At 56.8% G+C, this 24,455-nt stretch carries 26 protein-coding genes; 17 read left to right on the top strand and 9 right to left on the bottom strand.

The window, feature by feature from the left end:
- Positions 1-30 precede the first annotated feature (30 nt).
- The gene (locus BK670_RS11485) at positions 31-645 is read left to right on the top strand and encodes a nitroreductase family protein (protein ID WP_123449855.1); all 615 of its coding nucleotides are present in this window, start codon (positions 31-33) and stop codon (positions 643-645) included.
- Positions 646-729: 84 nt separating this feature from the next.
- Here the strand turns inward: BK670_RS11485 and BK670_RS11490 are convergent, their stop codons facing one another.
- The 3 genes from BK670_RS11490 to BK670_RS11500 all read right to left on the bottom strand — a co-directional run bounded on the left by BK670_RS11490 (position 730) and on the right by BK670_RS11500 (position 3,349).
- Entirely contained in the window at positions 730-1,434 is a 705-nt protein-coding gene (locus BK670_RS11490; RefSeq protein WP_259697557.1) for a hypothetical protein, read from the bottom strand.
- A gap of 71 nt (positions 1,435-1,505) precedes the next feature.
- Positions 1,506-2,300 carry an SDR family NAD(P)-dependent oxidoreductase gene (locus BK670_RS11495; protein ID WP_123449856.1) on the bottom strand — a complete coding sequence of 265 codons (795 nt, stop codon included), beginning with the start codon at positions 2,298-2,300 and terminating at the stop codon, positions 1,506-1,508.
- Between the two features lie 149 nt (positions 2,301-2,449).
- The gene (locus tag BK670_RS11500) at positions 2,450-3,349 is read right to left on the bottom strand and encodes a LysR family transcriptional regulator (RefSeq protein WP_123449857.1); all 900 of its coding nucleotides are present in this window, start codon (positions 3,347-3,349) and stop codon (positions 2,450-2,452) included.
- A gap of 145 nt (positions 3,350-3,494) precedes the next feature.
- On the opposite strand from BK670_RS11500, the gene BK670_RS11505 reads away from it, so the two are divergent.
- Positions 3,495-4,448: an alpha/beta fold hydrolase gene (locus tag BK670_RS11505; RefSeq protein WP_123449858.1), complete on the top strand. Its 954-nt coding sequence runs from the start codon at positions 3,495-3,497 to the stop codon at positions 4,446-4,448.
- Between the two features lie 72 nt (positions 4,449-4,520).
- Here the strand turns inward: BK670_RS11505 and BK670_RS11510 are convergent, their stop codons facing one another.
- Positions 4,521-5,420, bottom strand: a complete 900-nt coding sequence (locus tag BK670_RS11510; RefSeq protein ID WP_123449859.1) for a LysR family transcriptional regulator — start codon at positions 5,418-5,420, stop codon at positions 4,521-4,523.
- A 109-nt stretch (positions 5,421-5,529) separates the two neighbouring features.
- On the opposite strand from BK670_RS11510, the gene BK670_RS11515 reads away from it, so the two are divergent.
- From BK670_RS11515 to BK670_RS11530, 4 genes are read left to right on the top strand one after another with little or no spacing between them, the layout of a single operon-like run.
- Positions 5,530-6,159: an NADPH-dependent F420 reductase gene (locus BK670_RS11515; protein ID WP_123449860.1), complete on the top strand. Its 630-nt coding sequence runs from the start codon at positions 5,530-5,532 to the stop codon at positions 6,157-6,159.
- Positions 6,160-6,178: 19 nt separating this feature from the next.
- Complete coding sequence (locus BK670_RS11520) at positions 6,179-7,021, top strand: DODA-type extradiol aromatic ring-opening family dioxygenase (RefSeq protein WP_007910317.1); 843 nt, start codon at positions 6,179-6,181, stop codon at positions 7,019-7,021.
- Complete coding sequence (locus tag BK670_RS11525; RefSeq protein ID WP_123449861.1) at positions 7,014-7,685, top strand: alpha/beta hydrolase; 672 nt, start codon at positions 7,014-7,016, stop codon at positions 7,683-7,685. The genes BK670_RS11520 and BK670_RS11525 overlap by 8 nt, the downstream gene beginning before the upstream one ends.
- Before the next feature lie 18 nt (positions 7,686-7,703).
- Positions 7,704-8,105 (top strand): DoxX family protein, encoded by a 402-nt coding sequence (locus BK670_RS11530; RefSeq protein WP_123449862.1) that lies wholly within the window; start codon positions 7,704-7,706, stop codon positions 8,103-8,105.
- A gap of 81 nt (positions 8,106-8,186) precedes the next feature.
- Here the strand turns inward: BK670_RS11530 and BK670_RS11535 are convergent, their stop codons facing one another.
- On the bottom strand, positions 8,187-9,068 hold the full coding sequence (locus tag BK670_RS11535) for a LysR family transcriptional regulator (protein WP_123449863.1): 882 nt from the start codon (positions 9,066-9,068) through the stop codon (positions 8,187-8,189).
- Positions 9,069-9,235: 167 nt separating this feature from the next.
- Here BK670_RS11535 and BK670_RS11540 point away from each other — a divergent pair, with 167 nt between their 5' ends.
- The 11 genes from BK670_RS11540 to BK670_RS11590 all read left to right on the top strand — a co-directional run bounded on the left by BK670_RS11540 (position 9,236) and on the right by BK670_RS11590 (position 18,914).
- Positions 9,236-10,243 (top strand): LLM class oxidoreductase, encoded by a 1,008-nt coding sequence (locus BK670_RS11540; protein ID WP_123449864.1) that lies wholly within the window; start codon positions 9,236-9,238, stop codon positions 10,241-10,243.
- Positions 10,240-11,040, top strand: a complete 801-nt coding sequence (locus BK670_RS11545) for a sugar phosphate isomerase/epimerase family protein (RefSeq protein ID WP_123449865.1) — start codon at positions 10,240-10,242, stop codon at positions 11,038-11,040. The genes BK670_RS11540 and BK670_RS11545 overlap by 4 nt, the downstream gene beginning before the upstream one ends.
- Before the next feature lie 15 nt (positions 11,041-11,055).
- Complete coding sequence (locus tag BK670_RS11550) at positions 11,056-11,862, top strand: sugar phosphate isomerase/epimerase family protein (protein WP_123449866.1); 807 nt, start codon at positions 11,056-11,058, stop codon at positions 11,860-11,862.
- A gap of 42 nt (positions 11,863-11,904) precedes the next feature.
- On the top strand, positions 11,905-12,888 hold the full coding sequence (locus BK670_RS11555) for an LLM class flavin-dependent oxidoreductase (RefSeq protein ID WP_123449867.1): 984 nt from the start codon (positions 11,905-11,907) through the stop codon (positions 12,886-12,888).
- Positions 12,889-12,893: 5 nt separating this feature from the next.
- Positions 12,894-13,277, top strand: coding sequence for an ArsR/SmtB family transcription factor (locus BK670_RS11560; protein ID WP_123451348.1), 384 nt, complete (start codon positions 12,894-12,896; stop codon positions 13,275-13,277).
- A gap of 312 nt (positions 13,278-13,589) precedes the next feature.
- Positions 13,590-14,699, top strand: coding sequence for an S-(hydroxymethyl)glutathione dehydrogenase/class III alcohol dehydrogenase (locus BK670_RS11565; protein ID WP_123449868.1), 1,110 nt, complete (start codon positions 13,590-13,592; stop codon positions 14,697-14,699).
- Positions 14,700-15,031: 332 nt separating this feature from the next.
- Complete coding sequence (locus BK670_RS11570; protein ID WP_123449869.1) at positions 15,032-15,724, top strand: 3-oxoacid CoA-transferase subunit A; 693 nt, start codon at positions 15,032-15,034, stop codon at positions 15,722-15,724.
- An 8-nt stretch (positions 15,725-15,732) separates the two neighbouring features.
- A complete protein-coding gene (locus BK670_RS11575) occupies positions 15,733-16,374 on the top strand; it encodes a 3-oxoacid CoA-transferase subunit B (protein ID WP_123449870.1) in 642 nt (213 codons plus the stop codon).
- A 151-nt stretch (positions 16,375-16,525) separates the two neighbouring features.
- On the top strand, positions 16,526-16,954 hold the full coding sequence (locus BK670_RS11580; protein ID WP_123449871.1) for a MarR family winged helix-turn-helix transcriptional regulator: 429 nt from the start codon (positions 16,526-16,528) through the stop codon (positions 16,952-16,954).
- A 52-nt stretch (positions 16,955-17,006) separates the two neighbouring features.
- Positions 17,007-18,263 (top strand): M20 family metallopeptidase, encoded by a 1,257-nt coding sequence (locus BK670_RS11585; protein ID WP_123449872.1) that lies wholly within the window; start codon positions 17,007-17,009, stop codon positions 18,261-18,263.
- Between the two features lie 6 nt (positions 18,264-18,269).
- Positions 18,270-18,914 (top strand): trimeric intracellular cation channel family protein, encoded by a 645-nt coding sequence (locus BK670_RS11590; protein WP_123449873.1) that lies wholly within the window; start codon positions 18,270-18,272, stop codon positions 18,912-18,914.
- A 25-nt stretch (positions 18,915-18,939) separates the two neighbouring features.
- On the opposite strand, the gene BK670_RS11595 is transcribed toward BK670_RS11590, so the two are convergent.
- Genes BK670_RS11595 through BK670_RS11610 form a run of 4 tightly spaced genes read right to left on the bottom strand, consistent with a single transcriptional unit; the run spans position 18,940 to position 24,371 of the window.
- The gene (locus tag BK670_RS11595; RefSeq protein ID WP_123451350.1) at positions 18,940-20,277 is read right to left on the bottom strand and encodes an MFS transporter; all 1,338 of its coding nucleotides are present in this window, start codon (positions 20,275-20,277) and stop codon (positions 18,940-18,942) included.
- Positions 20,278-20,306: 29 nt separating this feature from the next.
- The gene (locus BK670_RS11600) at positions 20,307-21,224 is read right to left on the bottom strand and encodes a formylglycine-generating enzyme family protein (protein ID WP_123449874.1); all 918 of its coding nucleotides are present in this window, start codon (positions 21,222-21,224) and stop codon (positions 20,307-20,309) included.
- Positions 21,208-22,914, bottom strand: coding sequence for an arylsulfatase (locus tag BK670_RS11605; RefSeq protein WP_123449875.1), 1,707 nt, complete (start codon positions 22,912-22,914; stop codon positions 21,208-21,210). Before BK670_RS11605 ends, BK670_RS11600 begins: the two co-directional genes overlap by 17 nt.
- Before the next feature lie 47 nt (positions 22,915-22,961).
- Positions 22,962-24,371, bottom strand: coding sequence for an alginate export family protein (locus tag BK670_RS11610; protein ID WP_123449876.1), 1,410 nt, complete (start codon positions 24,369-24,371; stop codon positions 22,962-22,964).
- Positions 24,372-24,455 lie beyond the last annotated feature (84 nt).

A 24,455-nucleotide genomic window follows, 5' to 3' on the forward strand; every position in this document is an offset into this window, starting at 1 on the left:
TGCGCACTCTCCTCCCGCACAGAGACCCTCATGTCCGATATCGCAAACATTATCAAATCCCGCATTTCCGCCAACAGCTACGACACTGAGCGTAGCTTGAGCGATCAACAGGTTGCCGAGCTGATCGAGTTGGCTACCCATGCACCTTCCGCGTTCAATCTGCAAAACTGGAAATTCCTCGCCGTACGCAGCGCCGAAGCCAAAGCGCGTCTCCTGCCTCTGGCGTGGGGGCAGCAGAAAATCGTCGATGCCGCCGTGACGTTTATCGTCTGCGGCACACTCAACCCGCACGAGACATTGCCGTCGGCGCTTAAACCTACCGTGGATGCCGGCATCATTGATCAAGCCATCTACGACATGTGGGTGGGCGCCGCAGAAGGCATGTACAAGGAAAACCCACAGCTGCAGCGTGATGAGGCAATTCGTTCCGGCTCACTGGCAGCCATGACCCTGATGTTGGCCGCGAAGGGCCAAGGCCTGGTGTCTACGCCGATGATCGGCTTCGATCAGTCGGCGGTGGCCAAGGAGTTTGATCTGTCTGACCTGGAAATTCCGGTCATGCTGGTCACCGTTGGCTACCCGGGTGCGACCAACTGGCCGCAGAAGCCACGCAAGGCCGTCAACGACGTTCTGCAGTTCGTGTAAACACGCTCGCCTCGGCGAAGTCAGATTGATCGCTGGCTTCGCCGATTTATTGATTTATTCAAAGACATTACAAGCCTTTGAAGCTCAACCCTTGTCGTCGCTGAAAATCCGCAGATTTCTGAAGTGCGCGACTGTCCCGGACTCGATCCAGATACCCACTCCTCCGCGCTGCGCCGCCCCGTACTTCAGATCCCGTACGATAAACGCTGGTTTCTCGTTGTGATCCAGGAACAGATCAACGTTTGAACCTTTGATCACCAACTTCATATGAATCCATCGACCCAACTCGAGGTCGGCGTAGGTCTCGTACTTTTCCGGCGATTCTTTGCGAAGCTGATCAAATCTGAAGTCTGGATAACCGGCGTATTGCACAGAATGATTGCGTCGTATCTGGTCATCAGCCGAACTGTTGGTCGGTCGCAGGTAAATGCTTTCGAAGCGTCCTGTCCTGTCGATACGAAAGGCAACACCGACAAATCCACGCGCGTATTCAGGTGCGTCTATTGCCAAGTCACTGGCGACGTCGACCTCGATGGAGCCATCCCCAAAATCCATGGGCAGCCACGCCATGAAGTCTCTGTCGAGCAACCGTTCCCGGGTCGGGTCTTGATAGGAGGAACCGGGCATTTGCAGCGCTAAGGCGTGCTGCCCTTGATAAAGCGTATCGACCAGCGAAACGCCCGACAGCTGATATTCGGCGGGCGTTGTATATGCGCGCGCCACTTGATCACTTGCCATCACTACTCCAGCTAAAAGACACGCCGCGACTGCGATCGAATGCAGCATCATCGCAAAGGCTCCAGGCTATGAACAAAAGAGACCCATGACGCAGGCCGGCATGGGTCTGCGATTGTTTCGAATCAGACGATGTCGTCGACCACGCCACCATCGACTCTGAGCGAAGCTCCCGTAGTGGCCGATGCTTGCGGCGAGCACACATAAACGATCATGTTGGCCACCTCCTCCACAGTGGCTGCACGCTGGATGATCGAGCTCGGGCGATGCTGCATCACAAAATCAGCGACGACCGTCTCCAGCGATTTGCCGGTGCGCTCTACTTCACCCTTCATCATGTCTGCCACGCCATCGGACAGCGTCGGCCCAGGCAGGACGCTGTTGACGGTCACACCGCTGCCAGCCACGCGTTTTGCGAGGCCACGAGCCAACGCCAACTGCGCCGTTTTTGACACACCGTAATGGATCATGTCCGCGGGAATATTTCGGGCCGACTCGGAGGCGACAAACACCACCCGGCCCCAACCGTTCTCAACCATGGCTGGCAGCAATGCGCGACTGAGACGAACGCCGGACATCACGTTGGTTTGCCAGTAGTTGTTCCAGACCTCGTCGTCTGTTTCAAAGAAATCCTGTGGCTCATAGATGCCTGCATTGTTCACCAGGATGTCGATGCCACTGACACCAGCGAGCAAGACCTCCACGCCTTCGGCAGAACTCAGATCCGCAGCCACACCACTGACGGTCGCGCCGGGCACTGCCGCGTGCAACCGAGCGATCGCGTCGTTGACCGAGCGTTCACTGCGACCGTTTATGACAACCGCTGCGCCGGCCTGTGCAAGCCCCTTGGCAATGGCGAAACCAATACCTCCGGTAGAAGCGGTAACCAGTGCGTGTTTGCTATCGAGTTGAATAATCATCATTTCTCCGTCAAGAATGAGCGGGTATTTCTACCCGTCATCTGTTTCTACTGTCGGCGTAGAAAACAAAGCTGCCACTGTATGGGCTGCCCTCGCGTGGATAAATATCGATTCGGAATGGGGATCTACAACAGTTTGTTTCAAAAGCGCTAGGGCGCAATGGCTTCGGCTCCAAACGCCGCTATAGCGAAGTCGAGAAAACTGCGCAATTTTGGCGTCAACCTGCGATCAGGTGCATACAACACATGCAGGGGGCGACTTGGAGGTGGGTAGTCGGGCAGTAAAGCAACCAGCTCACCTTCCTTTAGTGATTGGCGAACCAATTCCTCCGGCTGCAGCAATATGCCCAGGCCGGCCAATGCGGCACACAACAGCGGTTCCCCGTGGTCAGCCATGAAGCGGCTGCCAACCGGAACAACCACCGTTCCTTCCGGGCCATTGAATGTCCAGTGTGTACGTAATTCCGTGTGCGAGAAACCCAGGCATTCATGGTCCTGAAGGTCCCACGGTGTTTCGATCGCTGGCTTGCCTTGCAGATAAGAAGGTGCAGCGCACAGCACAAGTTTATAGGGCGCCAGTTCCCTGGCAACCAGCCCGCTGTCAGCCAATTGCCCGACCCTGAATACCACGTCGAAACCTTCATCGATGAGGTCAATCGCGCGGTTGGCGAGGCTCAACTCGATGCTCACCAATGGATTGGCTTCCATGAACTCAGGCAGTCGCGGCGCAAGAGACTGCATGCCGAAACTGACGGGCGCGTTGATCCTCAAGCGCCCGCTGGGCAAAGCCTGAGTGTGCGCGGCCAGGTTCTCAGCCGACTCCACTTCCGCAAGAATGAATTTGGAACGCTCGTAGAATTCACGCCCGAAGTCCGTCAGGCTCTGTCGTCGAGTCGTGCGATTGAGCAGGCGTACGCCCAAGTGTTGCTCCAAATGATGGACATGTTTGCCAATCAGTTGCGCCGACATTTGCAACGCGTCACCGGCGGCACTGAAAGATCCCATTTCCACGGCTTTAACAAACGCCGCCATGCTGCTCAGACGATCCATTCCCAACAATCCGTTTCTAATGTTCGGGCATTTTGAGTATTTATTTCCCTACTGTCCAAGGCCTATCGTGGTGTTGCAGCGAATCGCTGCGCCTGGCGAGGCATTCGCCTGTTCAGACACGACTTTTAAAGACATGGGAAGGACTGTGAAATACCCGCTGAAAAATCAATCGCTCTCCGAAATACTCGGCGAAGACTTTTACTTTCCGCACGAAATCATTGGCCAGCCGTTCCGCGCTGCGGACTTTGAAGATCTGAAAATCAGCAGCTTCACCACAGGCGACGGTGTGAGCCTGGCGTACTGGGAAGCCGGAAGCGGTCAGCCGTTGATCTTCATTCCCGGCTGGTCTGCGAACGGCGCAATGTATTTCCACCTCATGCAAATCCTGAGCAAGCATTATCACGTTTACGTGCTCGATGTCCGCAACCAGGGGCTTTCGGAGAAGACCGTAAAAGGTAATCGCATCTCGCGTTACGCCATGGATGTGAAGGAATTTGCGCAGCATCTGGATCTGCCCCAAGCGCACTATTGCGGTTGGTCCATGGGGGCCTCGATCATGTGGGCTTATATTGATCTTTTCGGCACACAAGGCATCCGTACCCTTAGCATCATTGACCAATCCCCCTCAATCTACTGCCACGCTGACTGGACGGAACAGCAGCGACTGGAGGCCGGCGCATTCACCACATCGCCTGAACGCATGATCGCTTCCTACGTCAACATGACGCCCACCAACCAGTTGGTTTCTGGCAGCCGGGTTGTCGAGCGCTCGATGGCGCTCGACTCCCCTTACTTTCACAATGTGATTAGCCTCGTACAGGCCGTGGTGAAAGACGACATGGCGTTCACTGGCCTGGTACTTTTCGATCACGCTACCAACGATTGGCGCGATGTCATTCAAAGCAAGATTGACGTTCCGACGGCGATTTTTTCCGGCGAATACAGCGACTGGCTGGAAAGTCAGCGATGGATGCACGCCGTAATCCCGGACTCAGTTCTGCATGTCTACAGCAAGGCGGACCAGGGCGATCACTTCCTGGCATTTAAGCACCCGGAAAAGTTTGCGGCAGATCTGCACAGATTCTTGCAACGGTCGTAATTGATACAGGCTCCTTTTGCCCGGCTGAATGCTCCCCCTTGTTGTCAGTCGGGATTTTTTGCTGAACCTGTTCTAGCGCTCCCATTGCGGGTGAGCGAAACGCTCAGCCAGAAAGTTGATCAACACGCGGACTTTGGTCGCCAGATGCTTGCGCGTGGGATAGACCACATAGATGCCCAGTTCGACCGATTGATACGCCGGCAGAATCTCAACCAGATCCCCCTTGCGCAGGTCTTCGGCCACCATGAAACTGGGCTGCAGGGCGATTCCACCGCCTGCCAGTGCAATGCTGCGACAGGTATCGCCATTATTGCAGCGCACGCTTGAGCGTGTACGCACAGTCTCGCTTCCGTCAGGCCCTTCGAACTGCCACTCGTTGCCGCTGGCAAAGTTGGTGTAGGCGATCACGCCATGCTCAGTCAGGTCAGACAGCGAGCGAATCTCAGGGTGATTGGCCAGGTACTCGGGCGAAGCGCACAAGCACATTCGCGTACCCGCCAGACGTCGCCCCACCAGAGAAGAACTTTCCATCCGCGCAATGCGAACGGCGGCATCAAAGCCCTCCTCCACCAGATCCACCAACCGGTCATTCAGGCTGATATCCAGTTCCACGTTGGGGTAAACCTTCATGAAGTCTGCCCACACCGGAGCCAAGTGCAGCACCCCGAAACTGACCGGCGCATTGATCCGCAGTACACCGCTCGGCTCGGGCGCCGACGACGAAACTGCCTCTTCCGCTTGATCCATCAGCGTCAGTACATCGCGTGCCTGGTGATAGAACTGGCGCCCCTCCTCCGTCAATGAAAGCTTGCGCGTGGTGCGATGCAACAGCCGCACGCCCAGGCGCTCTTCAAGCCCACTGACGTAACGCGAAATGGCCGCCTTCGACATCTCCAGCGGCTCGGCTGCGCCGACGAAGCTGCCTTTATCCACCACCGTGCAGAAGACCTGCATCTCTAACGCCCTGTCCATTACTGTCTCACTAAGTGGAACTATTAATCACATTTCGCCTTATTTATCCCATTTTTACAACCTATAAACTGACCCCATCGAAACGCACATCAACGGAGATGAAGTCACTATGAAAATTACAGTCGTAGGTACCGGCAACATGGGTTCGGCGTTCACCAAGCAATTGTCCGCCGCCGGACACATCGTTCGAGTCACTGGCCGTGACATGGAAAAGGCCAAAGCACTGGCTGCTCAGTTTGAAAACGCAGAGGCTTATCCGGCAGCAGAGGCTCTGGGCGACAGCGATGTCGTGGTGCTTGCAACCGCCTACCCGGATGCCGTAGCTGCGCTGCAAAGCCTCGGCGATTTGATTGGCAAAATCGTCATCGACATCACCAACCCGCTGAGCGCCGATTACATGTCGCTGACCATCGGTCACGAGACCAGCGCCGGCGAGGAAATCGCCAAAGCAGTGCCTCAAGCGCACGTCGTCAAAGCCTTCAACACCCTGTTTGCTCAAGTACTCGCCGATGGTCCGACGTTCGCGGATAACCAGAAAGGCAGCGTGTTCGTCGCCAGCGACAGTGAGCGTGCCAAACAAACCGCTATCACCCTCGCCTACAGCCTGGGCTGGAACGCGGTGAACGCCGGTGGACTGATCAACGCGCGTTACCTGGAGCCACTCGCCGGCCTGAATATCTACCTCGGCTACGGCGCCGGTCTGGGCACCTCGATCGCCCCGGTCTGGCTAAACAAGTAATCACATTGGAGCTTTCACCATGAACACCTCGTTCCCCCTGCTATTTGTGTCTCATGGTGCTCCGCTGTTTGCCATCGAGCCCGGTCTGGCTGGTCCACGTCTGGCCGAACTCGGTCGCGAACTGCCGCGACCTGACGCCATTGTCATCCTGTCTCCGCACTGGATGACTCGCGGTGAAGTCAACGTCACAGCGAGCACCGCCCCACAAACCATTCACGACTTCGGTGGTTTCCCCGACGAGTTGTACCAGTTGCGCTACCCTGCACCGGGTGCGCCGATCCTGGCTGCCCACATCGTCAAACTGCTACAGGCAGCAGGCTGGACCTCCCGACTCGATCATCAGCGTGGGCTGGATCATGGGGCCTGGGTGCCACTGATGTACTTGGCGCCCGAAGCCGACATTCCCGTGGTTCAGGTGTCGATGCCCGCGCGCCTTGATACCCATCAGGCCTGGAAACTCGGTGAAGCGCTTAAACCACTGCGTGACATGAACGTACTGATCGTAGCGTCCGGCAGCCTGACTCATAACTTGTATGAGTTTCGCGGAGCGACCCGCGAGGGTGCGGATTACGTGAAGGCGTTCGCGGCCTGGACCGCGCAAACACTGCGTGCCGGGCAAACCGATCAACTCTTGGATTACCGGCAACAGGCGCCCTCTGCCGAGCGCGCTCACCCGACGGACGAGCACTTTTTGCCGTTGCTGATCGCTCTGGGTGCCGCAGGCGAACGTTATGACACCCGCGTGCTGGAAGGCGGCGTGTCCTACGGCGTGCTGGCGATGGACAGTTACCTGTTTTCCTCGAAAAACGAAGATGGATCTGAATCCACTCCTCTCAATCAAGGCGTTACCAACCATGCGTGATACGACTTTTTCCGAAGCGGCCCGCGAGCCGCAATCGGGCCTCTTTTTCCGCAAGGGCTGCAGCATTGCAGCGCCCAAGGGCCGACTGATTCTGCTGCATGGCGTGGGTTCTAATGAAGCCAACCTTGCGTCTATGGCTCAATCGCTACCCGAAGGTCTGGAAGTGATTTTGCTGCGTGCTCCCCTCCAGGTCGGCCCTCAAGGCTTTGCCTGGTATCAGGTGAACTTCACCAGTAATGGCCCTTCGTTCAACCAAGAGCAAGCGGAAGCCAGCCGGCATCTGCTGCACACCTTTATCGACGCGCTGCCCCAGTTGCCAACGGTCATCGCTGGCTTCAGTCAGGGCGGCATCATGAGCGCCAGTCTGGGCGTGACCGAGCCAGAGCTGGTGCAAGGCTTTGCGATCCTCAGCGGCCGAATGCTGCGCGAGATTGCTCCGAAGGTCGCCTCGCCTGAGCGTCTCAAGTCAGTGTCGGCATTCATCGCCCACGGTCACCACGACGGCGTGTTGCCGGTGGACTGGGCCAAAGAAGCTGACGCTTGGCTGGATCGAATCGGCGTCGTCCACGAAACCCATTTCTACGAAATGGCCCACGAGATCGTCGCTGAAGAACTGGCTGACTTCTCGACATGGCTGACCCAAACGCTATCACTGACTCATTAAACAAAAAGGAGCTACACCATGATTGACTCTCGCACCGCCCCCTACGCTGCATTTGTGATGCGCCTCGCCCTGGGCATCATGTTTATCGCTCACGGCCTGAACAAAGTGTTTGTTTTCACGCCCGCAGGTACCGCAGGTTTTTTTGAATCCATCGGTTTTCCGGGCTTCCTCGCTTACCCGGTCATGGCATTTGAAGTGATCGGCGGCTTGATGTTGGTATTGGGTGTTTACGCACGCTGGGTGGCCGCCTTGGCGGTGGTTCAGCTGTTCGTCGCCGCAACCGTCCACTTCGGCAACGGCTGGAGTTTCACCAATGCCAACGGCGGCTGGGAATACCCGATCTATTTGTCCGTGACGGCATTGGTTGTTGCACTGCTGGGTGACGGTGCCTTTGCCGCGAAGGCATCCCGCACAGCGTAACTCGCTGCTTATTACTTGAATGCCGATGCACTGGAGCAATCCAGTGCATCGGCGTTTTGCGTTGTGGTCAACGGTGGCACATCACGCCAGTCGCTCAGTCATAAAGCTGACGAACGCTTTTATTTTCGGCAGAGGGTGGCGACTCGATGGCCAAAGAATGCTGAACGTGCGGTGATCGCTCATGTAGCGATCCAGCAGCGGGATCAATCTTCCATCGGCGATCGCATCTTCGACAAAAAAGTCTGGTAGGCACGCGATTCCCAATCCCGCCTCAGCCATCGCCATGAGCGGCTCTATCGCATTGGCGGTCGCCGACTGCCCGGGTTCATAGCTGTCCTGACCCTTTTTTGTCAGCAGTGGCCAAGGGTCGAGTTTGCCACTGGTTGGATACCGGTAACGCAGGCAGGAATGACCGGCGAGATCTGACGGCCGTGCAGGCGTTCCGCGGGTTGCAAGGTAGTCAGGCGATGCGACGAGCCGATGGCTGTAGCCATTGAGCTTGCGCATTGTCAGGCGCGAGTCCTCGACTTCACCGATACGCATCACCGCGTCAAAACCCTCCTCGATGACGTTAACCAATCGATCACTGAATTCAAGCTCCAGCTCTACGTCGGGATAGGCCTGCTGAAACGCAATCAAGTGAGGCATCAAACGCATGCCCAATTGGGGCAAGCCCAGACGCAATTTGCCCTGGGGTTTACCAGCGGCCTCGGTGATCTCCCGTTTGGCGACCTCATATTCCGCAAAAATACGGTGACAACGTTCAAGGAACACACTGCCCTCGGAGGTCAGCGTGATCGCGCGCGTGGAGCGGTGAAACAACCTGACGCCGAGTTCTTCCTCCAAGCGCGCCACGGCCTTGCTGACCGCCGATGAAGATACGCCAATCCTCCGTCCAGCCTCGGTAAAGCTGCGCGTTTGCGCGGCCTGAACGAACGCGCCGAGCGCTCCAAAATGGTCCATGACGACTCCGGTCTATTTGAGCGTTTTATTCATAAATGTTCGGAACTGCATCCTGTTTTTCTTTCACATCATACAACCTATAGTCACCGAAATCGTGGCTTCACCCCAAGGCGTATCGCCTCGCGAAGCCTTTGCCATCCTGGATTACAGAAGAGCCCTCGAAAATCATGTCCTCTCGCTATACGAGTGCGCCGGAACTGCAACAGCACCGCGGTTATGCGCGGGTTTTTCAGCCCGGTCATCTGACGTTTGGCTTCATCGCCCCCTTGGAAAGTTACCCCGACAGTCCGGGCCCGACTCTGCAAGATCATGCACAGTTGGCTCGCCGGGTCGATGAGGCCGGTTTTTCTGCCATCTGGCTTCGTGATGTACCGTTCTATGACCCGAACTTCGGTGATGTGGGGCAGATTCTTGACCCTCTGGTGTACGCCGGATTTCTGGCTGGCGTGACCCGTAATATCGCCATCGGTACCGCGGGCATCGTTCTCCCTTTGCGCGATCCATTGATCGTTGCCAAACAGGCCGCGAGCATCGATCAGTTGCTAGGGGGACGATTTATCCTCGGCCTGGCCACCGGCGACCGTCCGGTGGAATACCCTGCTTTCGGGCTTGATTTCAACAATCGCGCCGAGCGTTTCCGTGATGCGCTGGCGATCATCCGCGCTGCAACCGAAACCCACTGGCCAGTGCATGCCTCTAGGTTTTATGGCCAGTTGAACGGTGATATCGACCTCATTCCCAAGCCTGTCGGCCCACGTATGCCGACCATTATTGTGGGTCAGGCCGGCCAGTCGCTGGAGTGGATTGGCGAAAACACCGACGGCATTCTCTCGTATATCTCCAATCCGATCCTGATTCCGCAAATCATCGAACGCTGGCGCACGGTCTGTGGCCAAGGGATTTACAAGCCCTACGGCTACGGCACGCTGTTTGATCTGGACCGCGACCCGAACTTTCCACTACAGGCGGGTCGGGTGCTGCGTGCCGGTCGCAACGCATTGATCGAACATTGGAAGCGTCAACAGGATCAGGGCGTCGGTCACGTTGCCCTGCACTTCAAACCTCAGCGACGTCACGCCTCGGAAGTCATCGATGAGCTGGGCGAATACCTTCTCCCGCACTTCCCCAGCGCATCACTCCCGGTCGAACCTTTACCCATGCAGGCCCGCTCATGAATCGCCCTCTTCATCACATGGATTTCATCTTTCAGACCGCATTGGGCACTTACCCGTTGGCAGCGCAGTGCGAGATGCTCGCCGAACTCGGCTACCAAGGCATGACGATGTCTGCCTGGAGTAAAGACTTGCAGTCGATCGCCCAGGTCAAACCCACTTGGGGGCTGGACGTAGGTGCGGTCTACCTGATCTACCGCCAAGGTCTGGAATCGTTTGTAACCAACATCTTCGAAACCATTGAGGGCTGCACCACGATTGAGCTGGCCCTGCATTCAGGCGACGAAGTCACCGATGCTGACCGCAGAATGCTTGAGCACCTGCTGCCGATCTGCGAGCGTCGAGGCCTTGAGATCAATCTTTATCCCCACGCTCGCTACGGCATGCAGACAACCGCCGAAGCCGTGGCATTGTGCGAAGAGTTCAACCACCCGCTACTTAATATCGTTTTCAACGGTTATCACTGGTATGCGATGCAGGAGCAGGCTCTTGAACAACGTCTTGACGCGGTTTGGCCCTGGCTGAAACAGGTCAACATTGCCGGCACCCGGCGCTCGCCACTGGGATGGGGCGGCCTGGCGACCATCGAACCGCTCGATGAAGGGGAAATGGACAACTTCGTGTTGTTGGGCGCGCTCGAACGTCGTGGTTTCGACGGACGCTTTGGCGTTCTTGGCTGGGAGAGTATGGGCGGTGACGTCTATGGCAACCTGCGCCGGTCGGTCACTGCGTTTCGCTCCATGGAACACCGGTTGGCGGCCCATCCCGAATGGTCCGTTCTGACCGACTCACCGCGCTGAGCCCAGGAGATAAACATGGCTCATCGTATCCATGCACTCGATTCATTTTTCTACTCATCGATGGGCGTTTACGCCTTTCAAACGCAGTGCGAAATGTTGGCCGAACTGGGTTATGACGGCATCACTGTCGCGGCCTGGGGCGGTACACCGCTGACCGATCTCACTTTATTACCTCGTGTCAGGGAAACCCACGGCTTGCACGTCGAGGGGCTTTATCTGGTGCTACACGAGGGGCGTAACGACAGTCTGATACGACGCATCGTTGAAACCGTCGAAGGTGTCGAGCTTATCGAGCTGGCGATACAAACCAGCGTCAATGGTGCTCAAGCCATTCTTGGATTCATCGAGTCGCTGCTGCCCATTGCCGAGCAGCGTGGACTGCGAATCGCGCTGTATCCCCATCTGCATCATGTGACCCAGACTACCGAACAAGTCGTGCAGATCTGCGAACTGTTTGCTCACCCGCGCCTGGGTGCCTCGTTCAACGGTTATCACTGGTACGCCAGCCAGGAGGGAGCGCTTGAAGCACGCCTCTTGGCAATGAAGCCATGGCTGATGCAAGTGGTGACGTCCGGTAGCGCGCTTTCACAACTGGGCTGGGGCGGCGTGGCCACGATGGAACCGGTCGATCGTGGCGAGATGGACAACTTCGCGTTGATCGCAGCACTGAATCGCATTGGCTACACCGGCAGCATTGGCGTGCTCGGCTGGGATTATGGTGGCGATATCTACCTGAAACTCCAGCGATGCCTCGCAACGCTGCGCGATATTGATCGACGCCTTGAAGCCCATCCGCAATGGGCGAACTTCCCATTGAAGTAAGACCGCATTGCCTTGTGAACCCGAATTGAAATGGAGCCTGCAATGACAGCCCTCTCTGTACTGGATCTGATGATGATTGGCGAAGGCAAAACCTTCGCTGACACCCTTGATGAAGCGGTTGCGCTGGCGCAACACGTGGAAGCTCACGGTTATAAACGCTACTGGATCGCCGAGCATCACGACCTGCCGGGTATCGCATCCTCGGCAACCACCCTGCTGATTCAGCATCTGGCTGCGGCAACGCGTGAGCTGCGTGTGGGCTCTGGCGGGATCATGCTGCCCAATCACTCTCCTCTCGTAATTGCGGAGCAGTTCGGAACGTTGGAAACGTTATTTGCGGGGCGTATCGATCTTGGCATTGGCAGAGCACCGGGATCTGCCGGGCCGGCAATTCGGGCGCTGCGCGGTGATGCCTCCGAACGCGACTTCGCGCAAGACCTGCGACAAGTGCAGGACTATCTGGCGGACAACGGCAAACAGCCAGTTCGGGCAATCCCGGGGAAACACGACACCCCGCTCTGGCTGCTGGGTTCCAGTATCAACAGTGCCGACCTTGCGGCAAAAATGGGATTGCCCTATGCATTCGCTTCGCATTTTGCCCCGCGTTTTTTGATGGAAGCGATTACCCATTACCGCAGTACGTTCCGCCCCTCGGCCGTTTTAAGCAGCCCGTATGTTATCGCTGGTGCAAATGTCTTCGCGGCCCCTTCCCGGGCCGAGGCTGACTACATCGCCAGCTCACATCGACAGTGGGTCTGCAATTTATACGCAGGCAAGGCAGGCCCTTTACCGCGTCCGGAAGAAGGCTACATGGAACGGATCTCCGCCTATGATCGACAGAGCCTGGCCCAAGCCATGTCTTGCACTGCAGTGGGTGACGTGGACGATGTTGGCAGTTGGTTGCGTCAGTTCATCGCTACCACTCAGGCGGATGAAGTGATCATAGATGCGAGGATTTATGACCCCGCGGCACGTTGTCGCTCGTATCAGATTGCCGCCGAAGCCATTGCTGAGCTGCTCGACTGATGCCAATGCCCGATGCTGATCAGCAAGCGATGCTCGCTGCTCCTTCCCCTCAAGTGATCCTGCACGCAATCGCACACCCGCTGAGACGAAAGATACTCGGCTGGCTGAAAGACGCGATTCGGTATTTCCCTCAGCAAGTCTACGGTCGCGAATTCGGCGTGTGCGCTGGCCAGATTGTTCTGCGTTGCGGGCTGGCACAATCGACGGTGTCCCAACACTTGGCAGTGCTCAAGAAGGCCGCATTGATCGAGGAGCACAAAATCGGTCCTGTGCATTTTTTTACGCGAAACGAAGTCACGCTTCAGCGCTTTACTCATCAACTGACGGGCCTGTTGGCCAACCCGCTGATTGCGACAATTCACCAGACCGATGAGCATTTACCTGCGTGAGCCGTTAGCGCTCAGTTGATTAGAAACAAATCGACCGTAGTCACCAAACAGTACGGGCGTGTTTGTTTTTCTGATGAACGCCTAAGCTTTCCGGTAACGCGATTCCCGCGATTGACGCCCTTGGCCGGATACTCCGTTGCACTACACATAGTGCTGATGGAGACGTTCCGACTGCTTTCGCCCCCGCTTGGCAAAAACTCATCGATGAAGAGGCCCACTGGTGGGCCTGAGCTCATGCCATCACGCGCAACCTCCTTCGATCCAGACGAAGGCCCCGGCCTGAAAGTATTTACCACTTGGAGACAAAGCATTATGAAATCCCGTGCTGCAGTTGCATTTGAACCCGGTAAGCCGCTGCAAATTGTCGAGATCGACGTTGCGCCGCCACGCGCTGGCGAAGTGCTGATCAAGATTACCGACACCGGTGTGTGCCATACCGATGCCTTCACACTGTCGGGTGATGATCCGGAGGGTCTGTTCCCGGTTGTGTTGGGGCACGAAGGTGCGGGCGTGGTGGTTGAGGTCGGCGAAGGCGTTACCAGCCTCAAGCCCGGTGATCATGTCATTCCACTGTATACCGCCGAATGTGGCGAGTGCCTGTTCTGCAAGTCTGGCAAAACCAACCTGTGCGTCGCCGTCCGCGAAACACAAGGCAAAGGCGTGATGCCGGATGGCACCACTCGGTTTTCCTACAATGGTCAGCCGCTTTATCACTACATGGGTTGCTCGACGTTCAGCGAGTACACCGTGGTGGCTGAAGTCTCCGTCGCAAAGATCAATCCGCAGGCCAACCATGAGCATGTATGCCTGCTTGGCTGCGGCGTCACCACCGGCATTGGTGCCGTGCACAACACGGCCAAGGTGCAACCGGGCGACACCGTCGCGGTATTCGGTCTCGGTGGTATCGGTCTGGCTGTGATTCAAGGCGCGCGTCAGGCCAAAGCCGGACGCATCATTGCCGTCGACACCAACCCTGGAAAATTTGAGCTCGCCCGGTCTTTCGGCGCCACTGACTGCATCAACCCGAAGGATCACGATAAGCCTATCCAGCAAGTCATCATCGAAGCGACCGGATGGGGTGTCGACCACTCGTTCGAATGCATCGGTAACGTAAATGTCATGCGCGCCGCGCTGGAAAGTGCACACCGTGGCTGGGGCCAGTCGATCGTCATCGGTGTAGCAGGCGCCGGGCAGGAAATTTCGACCCGCCCGTTCCAGCTTGTCACCGGGCGTACCTGGAAAGGCTCCGCGTTCGGCGGTGTCAAAGGTCGCACTCAGTTGCCAAAAATGGTTGAGGACGCGATGAAAGGTGAAATCGAGCTCGCGCCTTTCGTGACGCACACCATGCCATTGGAGCGCATCAATGAAGCCTTCGACCTGATGCATGAAGGCAAGTCGATCCGTACTGTCATCAAGTACTGAAGTAAGGCTCAGGGCCGCAAGGCTCTGTCGCCTTCCCAAGCTCGTTATCGATCAGGAGCGTAGCGCCAAGTCCTACTGACACAAACGCTACAGACCCGAACAGGCATCGTCAGTCAGATGAATGACGACGCCTGTCCGGGTGTTTTTTTGCAGTGTCTTTTTACCCGTCGTATCACTCACGGTTGCGTTCGCTAATCGCACGACATCGCCTGCTCGGGCACCCTCCTTTACTCATTGTTTGGCACGCTACGCATATCGCTGCAGGCGCCGCCAGCCCTGCGGTTCGCATGCTGATTGATCTGTTCAATCAAGATGAATAACAGGAGAACGACTTGATCAACAAAACGTTTGAATCCATCGCGGCAGCGCTTGATGGGATAGCCGATGGTTCGACCATTATGGTCGGTGGTTTTGGTACCGCCGGCATGCCGTCTGAGCTTGTGGATGGTGTTATCGCCTCAGGCGCCCGCGATCTGACCATCATCAGCAACAATGCCGGCAACGGTGAAATCGGTCTTGCTGCCTTGCTCAAGGCTGGGCGGGTTGCCAAGGTTATCTGCTCGTTTCCACGCCAGTCCGATTCCTATGTATTTGACGAACTCTACCTGGCCGGAAAGGTACAGCTTGAAGTCGTCCCGCAGGGCAACCTGGCTGAACGTATTCGCGCCGCAGGTTCAGGCATCGGTGCGTTTTATTCGCCAACAGGCTATGGAACGCTTCTGGCTGAAGGCAAGGAGACTCGGGTGATCGACGGTCGCAACTACGTGCTGGAGATGCCGTTGCGCGCCGATGTGGCACTGATCAAAGCAGAAAAAGGTGATCGCTGGGGCAACCTCACCTATCGCAAGGCTGCACGCAATTTTGGGCCGATCATGGCCATGGCGGCGACAACAGCCATCGCTCAGGTCAACCGGATCGTCGAGTTGGGCGAGCTAGACCCCGAGCACATTGTCACACCGGGGATCTTCGTGCAGCGCGTGGTCGCCGTGCCGCTTGTCCGTCTTGCTAAAACCAACGTCAACTGAGGCCCGCCATGACTGCCATGAATAAACTCTCACGTAGCGAAATGGCCCAGCGTGTGGCCGACGATATTCTTGAAGGCTCTTACGTGAACCTCGGCATCGGCGTGCCCACGCTGGTGGCCAATTATCTGAGTGACAAGGAAGTGTTCCTGCACAGTGAAAACGGTGTGTTGGGCATGGGGCCGAGCCCCGCCCCGGGCGAGGAAGACGATGATCTGATCAACGCTGGCAAGCAACACGTAACCCTGCTGGCCGGTGGTGCCTACTTTCATCACGCCGATTCGTTCTCGATGATGCGTGGTGGACACATCGATATCGCCGTTCTGGGTGCTTTTCAGGTCTCGGTCAACGGTGATCTGGCCAACTGGCACACCGGTGCTGAAGGCTCGATTCCGGCAGTGGGCGGCGCCATGGACCTCGCGACTGGCGCACGCCAGGTGTTCGTCATGATGGATCACCTGACCAAGACCGGTGAAAGCAAGTTGGTGCCGCAATGCACCTACCCGCTGACCGGTATTGGTTGTGTGACGCGGATTTATACTGACCTGGCCATTCTCGACGTTACGCCCAACGGCTTACAGGTCAGGGAGATTCTGGCCGATATCAGCTTCGAAGATCTGCAATCCCTCAGTGGTGTGCCGCTGATCAAGTGACAGGACTTTAACCCTGCGTCGGACAGCGTTATGCACTGTCCGGCGACTGATACTCACGCTTGACCTCCAAACCGCAGTAACCAGTCACTGAAAATATAGTTGAATAATTCAACTATATCTCTATACTTCAGCCATACGACTGGAGCCCGCCATGTATTCCGACTTTTTGAATTTCAAGCTTGATTTGGCCAGTGCCCTGCTGATGGAACGGGCGAATGCCGTCTACCTCCAGCACTGGGATCTGGATGTCCGTGGATTGCGGGTTCTGCGCTTGATTCAGGCGTGCCCTGATATCACCCCAAAGGAGGTGTCAGCTCGGGCTTTGCTGGAAAAGACGCTCCTCTCCAAGACGCTGGCACTGCTCGAATCGCGTGATCTCATATCGCGCTCCCCTCACCCGGTCGACCGCCGCAGCGTTGGATTGCGTACCACTGCCGCGGGTTCGCAGATCGCTGACGACTCCACTGTCGTCGGCTCCGAACTTGAAGATCAACTGGTGTCTGCGCTCTCGCCCAAAGAGCGTGCGGCACTGGATGGTCTGCTTTCAAAACTGATGGAAAGCCTGCTTCCGCCTTCCTGACACCACCTCTCTTCCCACTTTCTTCTGCCCTCTTTTACGTAAGGAGTACCCCATGTCGTCCCTGAAAAAGTTGATTCCGGATCTTGATGCCTTGTTGCCTGAACTGGAGGACGTCTACAAGGACTTGCACCGTCATCCTGAACTGTCGATGTACGAGTATCGCACCGCGAAAATCGCCGCCGATTATCTGGTGCGTTATGGCTACGAGGTGACGCGCGAAATCGGCGTGACCGGTGTTGTCGGTGTGTTGCGTAACGGTGACGGTCCGGTGGTCATGCTGCGCGCTGACATGGATGCATTGCCTATGGCCGAGGCTACAGGCCTGCCCTATGCGAGCGATGTGGTCACCCGCGACGAAGACGGTGTTGAAGTTTCTGTTTGCCACTCCTGTGGACATGACATGCACGTCACTTGGCTGATGGGCGTGGCTCGGGTTCTGTCGGAGAATCGCAGCACTTGGAGCGGGACGCTTTTGGCTGTTTTCCAGCCGGGCGAAGAAGTGGGTGTCGGCGCTCAGAACATGATTGACGACGGCATGCTCGATCTCTTCCCCAAGCCAGACATCATTCTGGGTCAGCATGTCATGGTGGGGGCAGCCGGCACTGTGGGTCACCGCAGCGGCACCATCCTTTCGGCCGGTGACAGCCTGAAAATCAAGATGTTCGGGCGCGGTGCCCATGGCTCGCAGCCACAAACGTCGGTTGATCCGGTGATCATGGCGGCATCCACCGTGCTGCGCCTGCAGACCATCGTGTCGAGAGAAATTTCCCCGCTCGATCAGGCCGTCCTGACCGTTGGCTCGCTGCAAGCGGGCACCAAGGAAAACATCATCCCGGACAACGCCACGTTGAAACTCAACATGCGCACTTACGACGAAGACGTACGCGAGCACATGCTGGGCGCGATCAAACGCATCTGCTGCGCTGAATGTTCAGCCTCCAATGCACCGCGCGATCCAGAGATCACCACCATCAACCGCTACCCGTTGACGGTTAATGATGCACGCGCCTCCAGCCGTTTGGCGGATGCCTTTGGCGCCTGGTTTGGCGACAGAGCGTATGAAACGGCGCCGGCCGCTGCGAGTGAGGATTTCAGTGTGTTCGGCCGTGCGTGGAAGGTGCCGTACGTGTTCTGGTTCGTGGGTTGCACAGACCCGCAGATCTACGAACAGGCCAAAGCCACGGGAAAAATCAACAGCATCCCAAGCAATCATTCGCCGCAGTTCGCACCTTTGCTGCACCCGACATTGCGCACAGGGCTCGAATCGATGCTTTGCGCAGCATTCGCTTGGTTCGGCAACGCTGAGTAACCAGGCATGGACACCCACCTGATCTACACCGTCATCGATCTGCTTGGCACGTTTGCATTTGGTGTGAGCGGTGCGATTGCCGCACGGCAGCAGCGCCTTGATCTGTTTGGCATTGCGACCATCACGTTCATCGTTGCCTGTGGTGGCGGGATTCTGCGGGATCTGTGTCTCGGCACACTGCCGCCGGCCGGGCTGTCGAGTTGGCGCTATCTGATCGTGTCGCTGATAGCTTCAGCATGGGTGGTGTGTGCTTACCCGATGGTTTGCCGAATGAAATCCCCTGTGCAACTGTTCGATTCCATTGGCCTGGGGCTGTTTGCAGTGGCGGGCGCAAAAAAGGCACTGGCCGTCCATGCCGGTGCCGAGGTCGCAATATTACTGGGAATGGTCAGCGCCGTCGGGGGCGGCGTGCTCAGGGATGTTTTGTTGTCGCGCGTGCCCAGCATTCTGCAGCGGGAAATCTACGCGTCTGCCGCGTTGGCTGGTGCAGGTGTTGAGGTTTTGCTGAGTTACAACGGCGCCGATTCCGTAATGGCCTCGTGGCTGACCGCAGCAGGATGCACCCTGCTGCGGCTGGCGTCGCTGCGCTACGGTTGGCGTCTGCCATCCACCGACGATGACTCTAACCATCACGGGGACAGATCTCATTAGGCCCGGCGCGAACCGGGCCCGACGACTATTCACTGGGTTGTAGCCGGATTTCTTCGTGCGACTGCACCGTTCGACGCTTGAGAAATATCAGGATAGCCGCTGCACCAATGACGCCCGGAACGGCAAATACCAGGAAACTGGCCTGCAGTGGCAAGCTTGATCCGTGCAACACACCGCCAAGCACGGGCCCGATGATTGCGCCTATGCGGCCTATCCCCATCGCCCACCCCAAACCGGTGGAACGGACATGTGGCGGGTAATATTGAACGGCGCAGGCGTTCGCCAGAATCTGAGTACCGATTGTGCAGGCTCCAGCAATCGCGATGAGCAAGTAGAGCATCACCAGGGGAGCCTTCACTGCCAACAGGCTTAAGGACAATGCTCCGCAAGCAAAGAAAAACAACAGCACTTTGGCGATACCGATTCGATCACCCAGCCATCCGCCGCCGATGGCGCCCACGATGGCACCCGTGTTGAGCACGAACAGAAACGCCAGGCTTGAATTCAGCCCGTATCCAGCGCTGCTCATGATTTTAGGCAACCAGGAACTCAATGCATAAACCATTAACAGGCAGCAGAAAAACGCTACCCACAAAGCGAGCGTACTGACCGTACGTCCCTCACGAAACAGCTCTCCAATCGAGATTTTCGTGCCCCGCGCAACGTTATGGATCAGTTGGTCATCGACTTGGGGTGCATAGGCAGGCGTCGCCTTCGCGAGCAAAGATTTGGCCCGTTCGAGTTGCCCGCTGCGCAAAAGAAAATCCATCGACTCTGGCAATTGCTTGATCAGCAACGGCGTCAGCAGCAGTGGAATCAATGCGACATAGAACACTGCCTGCCATCCCCACAAAGGGATGAAGATCATGCCAAGTCCTGCCGAAAGCATCCCGCCCAGCGAGTATCCACTGAACATGATGGCGACCAGCGTACTGCGTGATTTGCGTGGCGCGTACTCATTCATCAGGGCAACGACATTCGGCATGACCCCACCAATACCCAACCCGGCGATGAAGCGACATACAGCAAAGGTTTCGGGCGTGGAGGCAAAGCCGTTCAGCGCTGTTACGCCGCTAAAGAGCAACACACACATCATGATGGTTTTACGCCGGCCGATCCTGTCCGAGAGCGAACCGAAAAACAGTGCACCCAGCATCATCCCGACCAGTGCACAACTACCGAGTGCGCCAGCCTGCAGCGCAGTCAGATCCCACTCGGCCATCAACGACGGTAGCACCACACCGTAGATCACCAGGTCGTAGCCATCGAAGATGATGATCAATGCGCACCAGAACAACACTCGCGCATGAAAGGCATTGAAACGGGCCCCGTCGATCAGGGCTGAAGCATTGATTTTACGCATGGCATCGCTCGTTTTTTGTTGTTGTTCAGTCATCGCCTGACACACCTGAAGCCGATGTGAGAACTGGTGGTGTCGACGGATTGAGGCGATCGAGCTGGGGCACGGTAGCGCTGGCAGTAGTTGGGCGCACACAGGTGTGATCCACCTTTGAGCACCTTCATCCCCTCCGACATTTTCGCGTTTGTGCAACATGACTTTTGGGGCGCGTCATGGGTGGACAGGAAGACCGAAGTCGTCCATTCCCAGACATTGCCGATCATGTCGAACAGATCGAATCCATTACCGGGAAAGGTTCGTACCGCAGACGTACCGGCGAAACCGTCGGCCTCCAGATTCTCGTGGGGAAAGGCACCCTGCCAAGTGTTTGCCAGGTACTGGCCATTGGGCGCCAACTCATGCCCCCAAACGAACTCGCTTGCCTGATGCCCACCCCAGGCGGCGTATTCCCATTCCTGCTCGGTAGGCAGGTCGCACCCCGCCCATTGGGCATAGGCCATGGCATCTTCGAGCCCGACGTGCACCACCGGATGATTGTCCATATTGCTTAGATTCGAACCGGGTCCCCGCGGATGAGACCAATCAGCGCCCGGAACCAACGACCACCAGCGGCTCACATCATCCAGCAGCACAGGGCCGGTTGGCGGTATGAAGACCAGCGATGCCGGTTGCAGCTGCGCCGGCGGCACACCCGGGTAGTCTTCAGGTCTCAGCGGGCGTTCGGCCTGCGTGACGTAACCCGTGGACGCGATGAACTCGGCAAACATGGCATTGGTGACGGGCGTGTCCTGAATTTCAAAACCCGCAACCTGCTCCCGATGGGCTGGGGCTTCTTCCGGGTAATGACGATCCGACCCCATCAGGAAAGATCCGCCCTCAAGCCGGCGCCAATTGGCAGGGCTGACAGCGGCATTATCCTGTTCTGCACGCGCATCAATCGACTGTTTCATAGTGCTTGATCTCGTTGCCGAAGCGGATTTTCGTCGCGAGTTGTTCATCCCATGTAATGCCGTTGCGCGCTTGGCATTCTTGCCATTGAGTCAGCAAAGTTAGGGTGACTTGAGGATTCTGATCCGCGAGATCTGTGCGCTCGGTCGGGTCCTTGCGAATGTCGAACAGCTCCCATTTGCCCGGCCCCCAAGGCGTGTTGCTGAAGGTCATTTTCCATTTGCCTTGCAACAGTGAGACACGACCGAACAATTCGGTGCACTGCATCTGATCTTCCGGGTGAATGGCAGTGCTGGCCGCTTTTAGAAAACTCAGTGCAGACGTCCCCTGCATTTTTTCAACGCGGGTATCGCGCGTTGATGGGTGTTCGACCCGAGCCAGTTCCAGGAACGTGGGCGCAAGGTCTTTCACACTCAGATAAGCGTCTGAAACTTCCCCGTGCCGCATACCCGGCCCGGCGATAAACGCTGCGGTACGAATGCCGCCTTCATAGGTAAACGCCTTGTACATCCTGAAGGGCGTCGAGCTGACACGTGCCCAGTTTGGACCGTACCCACTGAATGATCCCGGCTTGCCAATGTTGTCCAGTGAGTTGTCGAAGTTTTCGGCAATCCACTTCGCGTTGTTCGGCGTGACGTCCTCTGGATTACTGCCCTCTGCGCCGTTGTCGGAAAAGAACACGAACACTGTATTGTCGTACTGCCCGGTGTCTTTGAGGTGCTTGACCAGCTTGCCAACGTTGTCGTCCAGGTTGGTGATCATTGCCGCATAGACCTCCATCCGGCGCGACTCTAACGCCCTCTCGCGGGGTGACAGCTTTTCCCAGGATGGCCATACGCCGGGGCCGGGATTGATCTGTACATCCTGTGCGACGAGTCCTTTTTCCTTCATCCGTTTCAGCCGTGCTTCGGCGATACTTGCATAGCCTTTGTCGTAGAGGCCGCGATAGCGTTCGAGATACGCCGTGGGTACCTGCAGTGGCCAGTGCGGTGCGGTGTAAGCCAGATAGGCGAAGAACGGTTTGTCGCTAGCCGCACCAATCTGCTGAATAGCCGTACGCGTGAAGTAATCTGACGAGTAACCGAAGTCTTTCGGGAGTGCGAAGCTTTCCCCGTTCAATCGATAGCTCGCCGTTGGATTCCTGTCGGTGGTGCCCCCTTGAGTAAAATGGTCGGCAGAGCCCTCGAGGAGCGCCAAGGACTGGTCAAAACCTCGCGCCTTCGGCCCCAGTTCAGGTGTTTTGCCAAGGTGCCATTTACCCACCATCATCGTGCGATAACCGTTGGCCTGAAGCAGCTTCGGAAAGGCCACAACGCGATCGGTCAGATAGCCCTCGTAACCGCGTTTGCCTGCCTGCTCGGGAAGTACCAGTTCGGCCATGGTGCCAACACCGGCGATGTGATTGTCGGTGCCGCTCATGAGCATTGAGCGCGTCGGTGAGCATGTCGGGGCCGTGTGGTAATTGCTGAACGTCACCCCTGCCTTCGCAATGGCGTCCAGGTTGGGGGTCTGAATTTCACTGCCGAACGCACTCAGATCCGAATAGCCCATGTCATCGGCCACAATCAGTACGATGTTCGGGCGGCTGTCTTTTTCTATTGAGGCTGCATGGCTGTAAGGTTGCGAGAGCAGGCTCATGCCTCCGGCCAAGGCAACAGCACAAATCATCGATGGTTTACGTTTATCGAACATCGCGGACTCCATTGTTATTGTTCAGCGGGCAAAGGATCGCCAAAGGATCAGAAAACGAACTGGGTGTAGATACCGAAGTAGTCACTGTCTTTACCGCCGATATCCTCCAGGGCCGCCCCGGCCTGGACATGGGTATACATGGCATGAACGGTCGTGAACCGGTTCACGCGCCAGTCGACGATGAAGTTGGTATTGGTTGCGACATGGCGCGCATTTCCCTGGTTCGGCGCGTAGGGAGCGGCGGTCGGGAGGTAGTAGATGCCGTCCTTGGTGCTTTCACGCATCAGGACATCGACGTTCGCTTCGAGCTTCACGTCCTGGGTCAATTTGAGCGAAGCCACGGGGGCGACGTTGATCATGTTGGTGGCGGTAAACCAATTGGCATCGGTGTACACCAGACCTGATGCAAGCGCTGGCGCAACGAAGTCGCCGAGGGTGTTGTCGTTCGGATCGTCGTCGCCGCTGAACGCGTTTGCTCGAAACCCCAAGCGAGGCGTTAGCGGTACATCTTTGAAGGTGTAACCCGCCTGCGTCATCAGTCCCCAGGCGCTGATGTCCTGACCACCGCTGTTGCCACCCTGCACCACGGCTTCAATGTCGTAATCCCAGGGCGTGGATTGGCGATAAAACCGTACGCCATAACTGTTGCGCCGCTCATTGCCGGCGACACTGGTGTAGACCGCATTGTCGCGACCGAAGGTATAAGCGAATACATCAATATGGCTGTCGAGGGGGTTCCAGACCGCCGTGCCGTACAACCCGGAAAAATCCTGATGTTTATCGCGCTGGTCATCGAACTTGAGCGGATCGATCTGCGTAGGACTGACCGAGAACAGCTCCCAACGGGTCTTGCCCGGGGTTTGCCAGCCCAGCTTCACGCCGTCATAGGTGTAGCGGACGTTGGCGCCTTCGCGAAGACCGGCAAGGCGCACACTGCCCATGGGCATCACGAAACGTCCGCCCCGAACATTGAAGACTCCATAGGAATCATCACCTGTGGAGTACTCGGCGAACATTTGCTGTAAATCGGTCTTGTCGCGATTGAATCGACTCACCCGTTCGGAGAAAAACTCGCGGTTATCACCCAGTTCGGTAAATACCCGCAGACCATTACTCAAATTGAGATCTGCGCTGAGTCTCAAACGCTGTTGCAGCATGCTGTTTGGATTGGCTTTCCCACCCACACCCAACAAAGCATGTTGATAGTCCTGATATTGGTATCTGACTTCGCCACCAATAGCGAGATAGTCTCGAGCATCACCGGACAAGGGAATGTAGCGGATAGAACCTAACGGATCGTTGCGACGGATGTTTTCGTCGGCGAGGTATAGAGGGTTGTCGGCCCACGCAATGGTGCTGACGGGAGGCAATTTCAATTGTGTTGCGTCTTGCGCCATGGCAAGTGATACGCCACACAAAAGATACGAGCACAACAAGGGCTTGGAATAGCTGTTCATTGTTAGCCTTTCTTATTTTTATTATTACTTGGCAGGCTGTGAATTCCCTTCAATGCCTTTCACATCAATGTGTGCACCTGGAAT

The organism is Pseudomonas fluorescens, assembly GCF_003732425.1.
Taxonomy (GTDB): Bacteria; Pseudomonadota; Gammaproteobacteria; order Pseudomonadales; family Pseudomonadaceae; genus Aquipseudomonas; species Aquipseudomonas fluorescens_BE.